This window comes from Celeribacter naphthalenivorans (assembly GCF_020524585.1).
GTDB classification, from domain to species: Bacteria; Pseudomonadota; Alphaproteobacteria; order Rhodobacterales; family Rhodobacteraceae; genus Celeribacter; species Celeribacter naphthalenivorans.
Genome location: NZ_JAIVLK010000002.1, coordinates 446,249 through 457,137 on the forward strand (window position 1 = coordinate 446,249; position 10,889 = coordinate 457,137).

General features: G+C 57.1%; 21 protein-coding genes and 1 tRNA gene. 10 read left to right on the plus strand and 12 right to left on the minus strand.

Features of this window, described 5'->3' with window-relative positions; genetic code table 11:
* The first annotated feature begins 15 nt into the window (after positions 1-15).
* Positions 16-495, plus strand: coding sequence for a hypothetical protein (locus LC094_RS05800; RefSeq protein ID WP_226550819.1), 480 nt, complete (start codon positions 16-18; stop codon positions 493-495).
* A gap of 143 nt (positions 496-638) precedes the next feature.
* Positions 639-715, plus strand: a tRNA-Arg gene (locus LC094_RS05805).
* Between the two features lie 61 nt (positions 716-776).
* Here the strand turns inward: LC094_RS05805 and LC094_RS05810 are convergent.
* The 11 genes from LC094_RS05810 to LC094_RS05860 all read right to left on the minus strand — a co-directional run bounded on the left by LC094_RS05810 (position 777) and on the right by LC094_RS05860 (position 5,273).
* Positions 777-1,859 carry a site-specific integrase gene (locus LC094_RS05810; protein WP_226550820.1) on the minus strand — a complete coding sequence of 361 codons (1,083 nt, stop codon included), beginning with the start codon at positions 1,857-1,859 and terminating at the stop codon, positions 777-779.
* Positions 1,860-2,125: 266 nt separating this feature from the next.
* Positions 2,126-2,275 carry a hypothetical protein gene (locus tag LC094_RS05815; protein WP_226550821.1) on the minus strand — a complete coding sequence of 50 codons (150 nt, stop codon included), beginning with the start codon at positions 2,273-2,275 and terminating at the stop codon, positions 2,126-2,128.
* Complete coding sequence (locus LC094_RS05820; RefSeq protein ID WP_226550822.1) at positions 2,272-2,928, minus strand: hypothetical protein; 657 nt, start codon at positions 2,926-2,928, stop codon at positions 2,272-2,274. The genes LC094_RS05815 and LC094_RS05820 overlap by 4 nt, the downstream gene beginning before the upstream one ends.
* A gap of 3 nt (positions 2,929-2,931) precedes the next feature.
* Positions 2,932-3,207, minus strand: a complete 276-nt coding sequence (locus tag LC094_RS05825) for a DUF2312 domain-containing protein (RefSeq protein ID WP_226551007.1) — start codon at positions 3,205-3,207, stop codon at positions 2,932-2,934.
* 99 nt (positions 3,208-3,306) lie between these two features.
* A complete protein-coding gene (locus tag LC094_RS05830) occupies positions 3,307-3,573 on the minus strand; it encodes a hypothetical protein (protein WP_226550823.1) in 267 nt (88 codons plus the stop codon).
* A gap of 91 nt (positions 3,574-3,664) precedes the next feature.
* Positions 3,665-3,853, minus strand: coding sequence for a hypothetical protein (locus tag LC094_RS05835; protein WP_226550824.1), 189 nt, complete (start codon positions 3,851-3,853; stop codon positions 3,665-3,667).
* Positions 3,854-3,883: 30 nt separating this feature from the next.
* Complete coding sequence (locus LC094_RS05840) at positions 3,884-4,177, minus strand: hypothetical protein (RefSeq protein ID WP_226550825.1); 294 nt, start codon at positions 4,175-4,177, stop codon at positions 3,884-3,886.
* Positions 4,174-4,311 carry a hypothetical protein gene (locus LC094_RS05845; RefSeq protein WP_226550826.1) on the minus strand — a complete coding sequence of 46 codons (138 nt, stop codon included), beginning with the start codon at positions 4,309-4,311 and terminating at the stop codon, positions 4,174-4,176. Before LC094_RS05845 ends, LC094_RS05840 begins: the two co-directional genes overlap by 4 nt.
* Positions 4,308-4,553, minus strand: coding sequence for a hypothetical protein (locus LC094_RS05850; RefSeq protein ID WP_226550827.1), 246 nt, complete (start codon positions 4,551-4,553; stop codon positions 4,308-4,310). The genes LC094_RS05845 and LC094_RS05850 overlap by 4 nt, the downstream gene beginning before the upstream one ends.
* Positions 4,550-4,738, minus strand: coding sequence for a hypothetical protein (locus LC094_RS05855; RefSeq protein ID WP_226550828.1), 189 nt, complete (start codon positions 4,736-4,738; stop codon positions 4,550-4,552). The genes LC094_RS05850 and LC094_RS05855 overlap by 4 nt, the downstream gene beginning before the upstream one ends.
* A 229-nt stretch (positions 4,739-4,967) precedes the next feature.
* A complete protein-coding gene (locus LC094_RS05860) occupies positions 4,968-5,273 on the minus strand; it encodes an XRE family transcriptional regulator (protein WP_226550829.1) in 306 nt (101 codons plus the stop codon).
* Positions 5,274-5,360: 87 nt separating this feature from the next.
* Here LC094_RS05860 and LC094_RS05865 point away from each other — a divergent pair, with 87 nt between their 5' ends.
* Both LC094_RS05865 and LC094_RS05870 read left to right on the plus strand, forming a co-directional pair.
* Positions 5,361-5,594, plus strand: a complete 234-nt coding sequence (locus LC094_RS05865) for a hypothetical protein (RefSeq protein WP_226550830.1) — start codon at positions 5,361-5,363, stop codon at positions 5,592-5,594.
* 105 nt (positions 5,595-5,699) lie between these two features.
* Positions 5,700-6,173, plus strand: coding sequence for a hypothetical protein (locus LC094_RS05870; protein WP_226550831.1), 474 nt, complete (start codon positions 5,700-5,702; stop codon positions 6,171-6,173).
* Between the two features lie 2 nt (positions 6,174-6,175).
* On the opposite strand, the gene LC094_RS05875 is transcribed toward LC094_RS05870, so the two are convergent.
* On the minus strand, positions 6,176-6,730 hold the full coding sequence (locus LC094_RS05875) for a hypothetical protein (protein ID WP_226550833.1): 555 nt from the start codon (positions 6,728-6,730) through the stop codon (positions 6,176-6,178).
* A 292-nt stretch (positions 6,731-7,022) separates the two neighbouring features.
* On the opposite strand from LC094_RS05875, the gene LC094_RS05880 reads away from it, so the two are divergent.
* The 6 genes from LC094_RS05880 (at position 7,023) to LC094_RS05905 (ending at position 10,817) form a co-directional block, all read left to right on the plus strand.
* Positions 7,023-7,310, plus strand: coding sequence for a hypothetical protein (locus tag LC094_RS05880; protein WP_226550834.1), 288 nt, complete (start codon positions 7,023-7,025; stop codon positions 7,308-7,310).
* A gap of 28 nt (positions 7,311-7,338) precedes the next feature.
* The gene (locus LC094_RS05885) at positions 7,339-8,067 is read left to right on the plus strand and encodes a helix-turn-helix domain-containing protein (RefSeq protein ID WP_226550835.1); all 729 of its coding nucleotides are present in this window, start codon (positions 7,339-7,341) and stop codon (positions 8,065-8,067) included.
* Positions 8,068-8,091: 24 nt separating this feature from the next.
* Positions 8,092-8,688, plus strand: coding sequence for a hypothetical protein (locus tag LC094_RS05890; RefSeq protein WP_226550836.1), 597 nt, complete (start codon positions 8,092-8,094; stop codon positions 8,686-8,688).
* On the plus strand, positions 8,685-9,377 hold the full coding sequence (locus LC094_RS05895) for a hypothetical protein (protein ID WP_226550837.1): 693 nt from the start codon (positions 8,685-8,687) through the stop codon (positions 9,375-9,377). Before LC094_RS05890 ends, LC094_RS05895 begins: the two co-directional genes overlap by 4 nt.
* Before the next feature lie 85 nt (positions 9,378-9,462).
* Positions 9,463-10,308, plus strand: a complete 846-nt coding sequence (locus LC094_RS05900) for a hypothetical protein (RefSeq protein ID WP_226550838.1) — start codon at positions 9,463-9,465, stop codon at positions 10,306-10,308.
* A 122-nt stretch (positions 10,309-10,430) separates the two neighbouring features.
* Entirely contained in the window at positions 10,431-10,817 is a 387-nt protein-coding gene (locus LC094_RS05905) for an HNH endonuclease signature motif containing protein (protein ID WP_226550839.1), read from the plus strand.
* The last annotated feature ends 72 nt before the right edge of the window (positions 10,818-10,889 follow it).

Sequence of the window (10,889 nt, forward strand, 5' to 3'; positions counted from 1 at the left end):
AAGAGGAGACGCGGCATGACGCCTTTTAGACTCTCTGTGATGGCCGTGGTTGGCATGGTGCCGCTGATGGCCATGGCGGCGGATATTCAGCCGAATTCCGGCCAGTGGCAAGGGCAGGCGACGCTTTTGGGGCAGGACGGTTGCCCGCCGCAAATGGTCGATCAAATGCCCGGCGCCTTTTCCGAAAATGCGAATTACGGTCCGCAGCAGATCGCCTTCCCCGATCCGTTTACCCCGGAGAGCTTTGCGGGGGATTTCGCTTGGGTCAAACTGGGCGAAAACCACTGGCAGGCGGCCTTTCAACAGAGCAACCAGACTGGCATGGGCGCTTTGGTGGCCGATCACAAGATCGATCTCTATGTGCGGTCTGAGACCGCGCTGGAGCAAATCTCTGTTTTGCAGGTCTCCTTCCCACCGGCTTTGGCGCAAATGATGGGCACATCGGCGCCCTGTGTCATCTCCTCGCGCGTGGATCACCGTTATGTCGGGCCGTGACTGCGCCTGAGCGCCCATGTGCAGGAACATGAGCAGCAACATGAGCAGGAACAAGTTCAGGAAGAAAAGGCCGTGGCCATGAAAACCGATTGCGCGCCGGTTTTTCATCCCCTATAGAAACCCCACTGACGCGGTCAGCCCGCGCACCCATAGCTCAGCTGGATAGAGCGCTGCCCTCCGAAGGCAGAGGCCAGAGGTTCGAATCCTCTTGGGTGCGCCACAAAATCAATAGCTTACAGATTTTACGATATGTCCGTACCTGTTACGCGTAACAAGAACTGTCATTTCCGGCGGCGCTCCATGGCTGTTTTTGCACTGTGCATGAAGTCTGGGGCGTGGTGGCCGTAGACCTTTTCTATGGTTTCCGGGCTTGTCGCAAAGAAGCCTGCCGCATCCCAAATGCTCACGCCGTTTTGCAATGCCCAGGTGATGGACGTGTGTTTGAGGGTGTGAGGTGTGACGCCTGAAAGGCCAGCATCTTTCACGGCATTGGCGAAGCCGCGCTTCGGGTCTTTGATCAATCCACCATTATATTCGACGGCCCAAACGGCTCCTTGAGCTTTCCAGCGTTTCAGGTGGGCGAGAAGTTGGCGAGGGATGGGGGCAGGGGTTCTGCGCTTCTTTGTTGCTCGCTCTGATGCGCTCATACGATACATGATGCCATGATCTAGGTCGAACCAGCCGCCTATGGTGTTCTTCTCAAAGGCCATTCTTATGATCGCGTCTTTCCGCGTACCAGTATAGAGGCCGATGAGAATGAACCGTGCGATGTGTTTGGCCTTGTGACCTCTATATGCTGCCCAAATCAGGCGGGCTGCTTCATCTCGCGTCAGCCATCGTTCCTTCGCTTCTGGTTTCTCAGGCAGAGTGACAAGCGGCGCGCTCGTGAGGAAGCCTTCTCTTTGGCAATAGTTCAGCGCGGCCTGTAACGTCCCAAGCTCCCTTCGCACGGTGCCTGCAGAAACTGGCGCCCACTCGATGGGTTCGCCTTCTGCATCGCGTTTGATGACCTTCTTTCGAAACTTCGCATAGCGCCTACAAGTCTCGCCCTTGACGTGCGACACTTTGAGTTCAGCCCAGAATGGTATGAGGGCATCAAGCGCATATCCGATCCGTTCTGGCGCGGCGACGGTTGGTGCATATTCTTCGGCGTAGACTGTCAGTACCTCACCGCAGGTTATGTTTCCCGGTTCATTGGCAGAACCTTCCCGGCCTTTTGTGGCGATGTACGCGGCAAGGGCTTTTTCAGCTTGTTCGCGGCTTGTGTGGCCCGTGCTGCGGTCTGGTTGCCCGGTGTCTCGGATGTACCAGTACGGACGGTGCTTGAATTTGTGGAGCCTGGCTCCTTTGGCTGGTCTCGGCATTTTTTCACCAAATCAGGAAGTCGCTCGCTTTCGAGCAATACGGCCCGCCCCATGCGGACGATGAAGCCGTGAGTTTCTGCGGCGGAGCGCAGGGATGCTTTGGGAACGCCAAGCGTTTTGGCGGCTACTTGAACGGAGCAAAGCGGAGGAAGCGCCTCTAAAGCGTTAATCTGTATGTGTCTACCCATGGTTGAACCCATCATTTGTCTTCTCCGGTTCACATGTTGGCACGTCCATTGTGACCGCGATGATAGTAGTGCTGGCGATCATTGGGTGTCCTCTTTGGTTGAAGGTGGTTTGAAGTCTTCGATGGTCTCGGGAAAGCAGCGCGGGCACGGGATCATGGCAAATCCCATCGGATCTTCGACGCCGTGGCCATGGCAGGCCGGGCAATTAGGGTTTGCTTTGTGCGTCATGCAGCGATCCTCCGGCTTGCGGCTTGGCCCCATTGGTCGGCCATTGCTGAGGCGAGGCCAGGGTAGAATTTCGAACGGATTTTCCAGCGGTCAGGACCTGGGCGTGCCTTGTGAACACTGTCGCGAGCTGTTGTTCCGTCGAGTGATCCGGTAGGTGTTAGAGGCGGCAAATTGTGTAGCCAAAAACAGGTACGCTTGCGCTCATTGTCCGGCCCGCTTTCATCTGTCCCGAATTGCCAAGGCTGGACCGTCTGTGAAGGCGGCTTGTAATTCTCGATGCGCTCTTTCGCGTGGCGGTGCATCACCGGGTTCTCGATGGCTCGGCACGGGATGTGGGTGGCGTTCCAGACGGCGGAGAACAGTGCCGCGCCATCATCGAGCTCACGCCACATATCGTCCAGACAGCGGCCCTTCGGTGCGCGTGTAAGCCAGCGCACACCGGAATTGCAAAGCCGGGTACAAGGGGGATGCATAACCGCCATAAGGTCCCATGCGTCCAACATGACGTCGCGAATGTCTCCCCGGATGTGGCGGTTAGAACTCGCGTCTGAGGGGAGGATGTCGCAGGACCACGCATCATAGCCCAATGCGAGAAAAGCATTGCGCACCATGCCAGAGGTTTCGCAACCGATGAGAATTCTTGGCGAGCTCATCGATCAACGCATCCCCAGCGCTTCTTTGTACATGTCGAGAATTGCCTCTTCGTCGGCGATCTCGTCGGCGGATTTCTTGCGCAGGGCGATCAGTTTGCGCATGACTTTGGTGTCGTAGCCACGGCCCTTGGCCTCGGCCATCACCTCCTTTTGCTGGTCGGCGATGTCCTTTTTCTCAAGCTCCAGACGTTCGAACCGTTCGACAAAGCTGCGCAGCTCATCGGCGGTCACGCGGTAAGCTTGATCGGCGGCTTGTTGGAAATCTGGATCATGCTTCATGGGTGGTTTCCCTTGTTTGCGGCGCTGCTTTTCGTGGCTGTCGCGCATGGCTTTTTCGATGCCGTCGCCGGTGTCGTCTGTGTCGCTCATGATTTGCGCTTACCGTTGGCTTGCGACCTTGCCGATCCATGCGTCGAAGTCGGTGCGCAGGGCGGCGAATTTGGTTTGGGCGGTTTTGCTGGTGGCGAGGTCGCGGCGGCTTTCGATCTGGCAGACATCGCGGAGATATTCGGCGGCGGCTTCGGGGGTGAATGGGTCTACTGTGATGCCACCACGAAGAACCGCGAATTTCTGAAAGCGCGGGTCGTTGCAGAGGATGCCCGCTTGCTGTGGCAGGGGCAGGGTGTCGAAGGGCTGTTTGGTCATGGTCAGTCCATCCGGTAGAGAATTTCGAGATAGGCCCAGTGGCCAAAGGCTCCGAACCCGGCGCCGATGGTTAGGCAGGCGAGGGCGCAGATCATGACAGGGCCATGAGGGTGAGAGCCGCGCTCATGGAGATGATCGCTGCGAAAAACGTGATTGGCGTGGCGACGTTCTTCTCTTCGGTCTTGTTCTCCTTGGAGACTGTCGTTCCGAATGCGCCAGCAAGCAAAAGTGCGGCCAATGCCAAAATGATCGCCAACAGGCGCGCGAAAATAAGGCTCATGGGCGCATCTCCGTGCGGCGAACTGCGGTGTCAGGCTGCATTGCGATCTCCATGGCTGGCGCGGTGGAAATCATCCGGCGTTGTGCCGAGCCAAAGCTCGGCCAGCGGGTCGCGCTCTGCCTTGCGGCGCATCTTGGCGGCGTGCATGCGACGGTGACGGATGCGCTCTTGCCAGAGGTGCGGGCTGTCGCCCCATGTCTGGCGACAGATCCGGTTCAGGATGTATTTGCCGACCTCCGGGCCGCGTTCCTGACAAATGCGCTTGATCGCCTTGTGACGGTGATCAAGGCGCATTGCGGCGAGTTTCTGAACGGCGCCGATCATTTGCGACCGCGCTTGGTGAAGGGTTTGGCCTGATGGACGGTCGGGGTTTTGCTCTTGTTCTCATCGAGAAAGGCAAAGGCGAGCGCCAAGCCGAGGGCGGAGATAAAACCGAGGGCGATGATGGCGGTGCTCATGATGTGGCCTCTTTGATCGCGGTGCGGGTTGCGGCGATGCGGAACCAGAGGCGTTGGGCCTTGTCTTCGGTCTCGCCGGTTACGCGGACGCCGTGCAGATCGATCAGCCAGTGACCCTCTACACGCGGGGCGTAGGTGCCGCCGGTTTCCATCGCCTCGTTCATGAGCGCGTCGTGGCGCTCGTTGAAGGTCGAAGATTGCGGGTCGATGCGATTGAGCATGCGCTGAATTTGATCACTCATGCCGGGCGCCCTCCGTCGATCACGGCCATGGATTGGACCAGCATGCGGCCCGAGTTCATGGTCTGGCCTTTGCTGCGCATGAGGGTGCGCCATGCCAGCGTGCGCACGGTGGCGGTGAAGAGGTGGCCGTTCAGAGCGACGTGACGCGCCCCGTCAGGTGTGGTTGCAAGGTGAGAAGATTGCATCTGTGTGCCTCCTGTTGATGGGAGGCAAGAAATACGGAAAAATCGTATTAGTCAAACCAAAAGTGCGAAAAAATCGTATTTATCGTGTTCGGCGCTTTCCAACTGCGATCTTGCAAATTAGAACAAAGCAAGAACATGTGGGGGAATCGAATGTGGCCACGAGTTATTGCACACGTGCTTTTGCCGCTAGGGGTGAATTTAAATTGGGTTTTTGCGCCTTTGGTTTGGCTTAGAGTTCGGAAAGATTGCGAAGGATCGCGTCGCGAGTATCTGCGGGAAGTCGAGATGGGTCGCCGCCAAGGATGAAATTGAAATCAACCTGATGGTTTGCGAGGTAATAGCTCATCATTTTAACTGATGGTGCGCCAGATTGTTCTTGGGATCGGAAGGTCGTGTATTTGATACCCGCGTGTTCGGCGAGTTCCTTTTGGGTCATGTTCGTGGTTGCAAGTCTAGTTGCAACCAGTCGCCTGTGAATGGCTTCTGGCGACGTGTTTCCGCGCTGCGTTAGCTTTTCGATCTGTTCGTAATCCATAAGTGTAAATTGCCTCGATACGATTTTTTCGCATCATTTTTCGTCCGCACCGTTGCAAATACGAAATTGTCGCACTAAAGCCGATTTATGGCACATGATGTTCGCAGTTTTATCTCGGACCTTGGCGGATACCGTTCCGTAGCTCTTCGGCTCGGAAAGAAACCGACGACGGTTCACACCCATATGCAGGCCGGAGCGCTTCCGGCGGCGTGGTATGACGCATTGTGCGATCTCGCGCGCGAGCTGGGGAAGGCTGAGCCGAAGCGCGCATTTTTCTCTTTCGTGCCTCTTGTGGCGTTGCCAGAGGAGAAGGCCGCATGATCTGCGCTTTCCTTCATCGTTTCATCCTCACATTTGTTGCCGACTGCCCTCATGAAGTGTCATGCGCGGGCGTCTGTCATGTGAACTCGACGGGGTGTTTTTGACATGCGCGGCGTACGGGCAGGGTCCGTTCAAAGCGCGGTGCGGGCGGCGTTTTCGTCGGTCGGCGGGTTGGAAAACGCGTCTGTCGATTTGGGCGTTTCGGTGTCCACGCTGTCCTATGGCACGTCCGTAGACGAGGCGCGGCCCGGAGGCTTAGGGGTGAATTACCTCGACCGCCTCGGACGCATGCATCGCGCGGCGGCTTTGCCGCTGGCTCAGCATTTTTCGACCTTGGCGGGCGGGTTCTTTCAGCCGGTCGATCTGACCGGGCTAGACGGGGTGGCGATCCACGATCTGACCGCCGAGTTTTCCGAGGTTTTGCGGGACTATGCGGCTGCGCATTCGCCCGCTTCACCAGACCCGACGGGCTACACCGACGACGAGCTGCGCAAGATGATCGAAAGCCTTTCGCGCCTGTCCAAGGCCACCGCTCGGCTGCGCGCCGGGCTGGTGGAGAGTTTGGAGGGGCGGGGATGATGTCAGGCGTTTTTCAAGAACAGTTTACGGTCGGCGGCTTTGGGGTAGAGCAGGGCAAAGCGAATAAAGACAGCTTGCCCATTGCTTTTCTGTCCGATGGTGCGCAACCGTGCTTTCAGCGGGAGGCCGTCGGTAAATTCTGCTGCAACTTGAGCGGAGATCGTGGCGGGTACGTAGCCGAGAAGGTTTGCTGTCGCGCTTTGGTTGGGCTTGCCAAAGACAGCCAGGGCGTTCGCGTCTTCGGGGTTGTCTGGTTCTCTGCGGATCTCCAATTCGGCGGTCGATCTGTCGAACCTGCCGAAAAAGTCCTCGGTGCGGCCTTCAATGTTAACGCCCTCGACGGTGATGTCGTTGGCGCCCTTGATGTGCGTGAAGCCAGCCGGGTTGCTGCGTTCGACGTCCAAGCGTTGCCAATCGTAGGCGGGTTCATAATCCGATTGGAAAATCGGATAGAGCTTATGTTTGCCTTTCCGGTTTGGCTGGCTCTTCGGTGCAGCTTTTGCGGGCTGTTGTTGGGGCGCAGGTTTGCGGCCAAACAAAAAGCTCAAAAGTCCCATATCAATTTCCTTTCTCAAATCCGGGCGCAGCGTAGCGCGGGGTGGGTGCCCTGTCGAGCGCGGCGTCTGGGCCTGCCCAAAGCCTCCTCACCTTGTGCGGCGGGCAGGGGCGTGCGCTCCATTTCCTCCTCCCAAAGGGGCGCGCGCGTGAATTCGAGATGCGTCGAGCGCGCTTGTGCGCGTTCCGCATGGGCAGCGGGTTCGGGGTGTCACCCGTTGCCCCGACGGGCGCGGCGGCGATCAGGGGCGAACTTGCCGCCGCGTCCGCAGATTTTCTCAAGAGAGGTGGTTCATGGGCTGTGAATTGAGTGTGGCGCCCGAAATCGGGATGGCGGCCACCGATCCAGATCGGGTGCGGCTCATGTGGCTGGCGGCGTTGGTCGAAGGGGTCAACACGGCGCTCGGTCATGGCACAGGGGATATTTCCGTCGTGCAGCGCATCGAGGCGGTCGCCTGGATCGGCTCTCCCGATTTTGACGATGTGTGCGGTTTCATCGGCATAGAGCCCTCGGTGGTTCTCATGCAGATCGAGACGCTGCGCGAGGCGGGACTGCCGTTTGAGGTGGAGGTGTGGCGATGAGTACACAATTGCAGGTTGGGGGGACGAAATGAGCCATCGCGCCACATCTTGGGCTTTCTCTCAGAAGGGTTTGAAGCCCGCGACCAAGTTGATTTTGGTCTATCTGGCAGACTGTCATAACGACCACACTGGGCGTTGTGATCCGGCTCAGAAGACATTGGCTGACGGCTGCGGCATGTCCCGCTCCACGGTAAATCTGCACCTTCAAAAGCTCGAAAAGGACGGTCTTATTCGGCGTATCCAGAGGTCGGACAAGCGAACGAACAAGCAGGAAAATACTCTCTACATTCTGGGCTGCGATGAACAAAAGCCCGTGTCCGAAAACCGGACACGGGATGACGGCGGTTTTGGATCGCCGCCGGTGGGGCAAAAATCGGGAAAGCCGTGTCCGAATAGTCAGACACGGAAAACAGAAAAGCCGTGTCCGAAAAAATGCGATTCCCGTGTCCGAAAAAACAGCATTCCCGTGTCCGAACTGTCGGACACGAACCGTAAGTTAACCGTAAATAAACCTCACGCGGGTGCGCGTGGGCGCGAGGGTGCGCGCGAGGAACCGCCTTCTGAGGTTGTCGGTCAGATCGAGGCTTGGGACACGAAGGTTCAGTCGATCAAGCGGGGGATTGCCGCGATGTGTCGCAACGTTCGGATGGGGGAAGCTTTGGTCTTCATCAAGGAAGGTTTGGTCACCGTCGAAGAGGCTCGAAAGGTCAATCTGGTCACGATTGCCGACTGTCGGGCTGCTGGGATCGATGTTTGAGATTTGCTGAGAAAGGGGGCTGAGATGGAAAGGGGTATGCAACAGGTGGAGAGCGGTCGGGCGCGTGTGAAGCGGGTTTTGATCTCCCCTCTGGAAGCGGGCGGTATGGGGCGCAAGCGCGGGGTGAGTGCGGCGGATCATGAGAAGACGTTGGAGAAGATAGCGGATCGGCTGAGCTACATGACCGAGGACGGGTTGAAGGGGTTGGCGATGTATCTGATCCGCATGGCGGGGGAGAAGAACGCCTGGCCCCAGCTCAACATCGTTTTGCGGGCGGCGTGGTCGATGGAGGCGCCGCCGCCGCGTGACAATGATTTCTTGCTGAGCCTGATGCGGTCACGGGCGGGCGAGGCGGCTTTGACAGGCGGGTATGCGCTGCAACTCTATGCCGCCGCGCGCAAGCTTGGGCCACCGCCGTCGAAGTATGAGGTTTTGCGGCTGCGCGAGAAGGCGCAGGGAGATCGCGACCGCAAGCGGCTGATCGAGGATCGGATCAAGCGCGGGATCGTAACTGAGGCGGAGCGGGGTTGGCTCGAAGGGTATCTGCGGATGAGTGATGAGGCAGAGGCGTTGATCCGCGAAGGGATCGAGAAGCGAGACGCGGAAAGGGATGCGGCATGATGCGGGTTGTTTTTGTTGGTGAGAAAGAGCGGGTTGCGCGGGCGGATCGGGCGGATGAGGCCTTGCGGATTGTGCGCCGGATGGGCGCTGTTCCTTCCGTATGCGGGCCAGAGGTGAAGGAAGCGCCTGCGCGCGGGCCGATCCGTTTGGTGGTGCCGACTGTCACGCGGGTTGTCGAGGATGGGGCCAAAGACGCCGAGCGTGTGGCGGTGAGCCATGAGGGCCGCAAGGTCGCGAAGGTGTGCGATGTGTTCGATCTCATGGAGGTGCGAGCCAAGCGGTCGCTCTTCACGAAAGCGCAGGTCGATGTCGGGCGCCGGTATGGTGCATTGGTCGAACGTCATTCGAAGGGGGCGACGAAGTGCAGCTCTCTTGAAGCGGTTGGCGGCGGTGGTGCCGGGGCGTTCATGGACGCGTTTCTCGCCGAGGGGCGTGAGATTGCGGCGTTGAAGCGCGCGGCAAGCTTTGATCGCGAGGGGCGCGAGGTCGTGGCCTTGGAAGTTTGCGGCTCAGGTAAGCGTCGCGTGATCTTGGCGGGCGATCTGGTCGAGCGGGTTTGTGTCGGGCAGCAAAGCCTGAGTGCGGTTTTGCGGGCGCATTGCGTGTCCAGCAGAGGCGGCCATATTGGTAAACTTAGGGCAGCGCTTGGGGAAGCTTTTGAGCGAATGAGAGGGATTGGCGCTTTTTGAAGGGCTTAGGCATGATTTTTTCTATGGTTTGATAGGGCAAATCGTTTAGCCTTAATAAACGGCGGGTTTATTAGAGCTTAGACATATGAAAGTATCATTCATCTACCCTTTGATCGTCTTGGCGAGTGCTCTGGCGACATATATTTTTTTTCGCGTTGTTTACGGGGATGATCCAAGAGCTCATTTTGGGAAAAGAGCGGCTGGTATAGTCGCCATTTTTTTATTCATCCTGTCGGCTCCTCTTTACCTAGATGAGCTGAAAATCTTGCCGTCGCGCTGGGTTTACTACCTATCACAAGTTGATGTGTTGAACCGCTGGATGCACCTTGATGCTTACGTTGTTGATGAAAATCAGACTTCAAGTACGAATACGGACAAGCAGGACACTGTGATGAATATGCTTGTGGTTGATCAGGAGGCGAGAGATGGCATGTACACAAGTGACCTTCTGCTTACTCAGACATCGCCCCAAGTATCATTTGCCTGCAATCCTTTGATGGCTAACGTGAGCATTCTATTCTTTTCGGATGAAGAGGCTACCAGAGAATTTGAAAAGATCTTTGGGAAAGATCCTATTTCAACCATTGGAGCTTCTTTTCTGTTTGCATCATCAGGGCGTGCAGCGGTGATTAAGCTCTCTGAGAGTGATATGGTTCAAACACCCACACGGATATTTTATAGCGATATAGAACGAGTTCAGAAGTGGGAGCTTGAAGCTATCGATAGTATTTTCTCGAGAGCTTTGAAGAATGAGGAAAGCTTTTTTGTGACATTCGAAAAGGATGGTAAGTCTTGGCAAAGTAAGCTGATTTCAATGGATGGGGCTTGGAAGCGCTGGGTTGACGCCAATAGCCGTAGACTTGGAGTTCCGCTCGCTAAGAACCATTATTCCGATCATTGCCGAGAAATGGCTGCAAGATTGCCTACATAAAAATTTATGTTGGAGGGGGTGACAGGTCAGGTCGCGTGACTGTAGGGATATATCCATCATCCAGAAGAACGCCCGCCGGAAACGGTTGGGCGTTTTTCTTTGTGTGGTCGAAGGGGGAAGATATGGCGCGGCGTTTGATCTGTGTCGTGGCTGGGTGCGATGAGCTTGCCGAGCCGGGCGGAAATCGCTGTGCCTGTCATGCCGAAAAACAAGCGCGCAAGATTGCTGAGAGCAAAGCGCGGGTGAAACGCAGCGATGAGGCGGTGAAGTGGCATAAGCTTTACAGTGATCCGCGCTGGCAAAGGTTGCGTGGCGCGTATCTTGCCCGTCATCCGTTGTGTTCGGATTGCGGGGAGCTTGGGGTGGTCGTGCCCGCGACGGAAGTCGATCACATCGAGCGCCATATGGGCGATCTCGGCAAGTTCCTTGACTGGGACAATCTGCAAGGTTTGTGCAAGCGGTGCCATAGTCGCAAGACGGCGCGCGAGGTGTTTCATGGAGCTGAATAAGGGGGGGTATCCTGAAAATCCGGGGCGGAAACGTCTCACCGGAGAGGGGACAATTCTTTTTGCGGCTCTGTA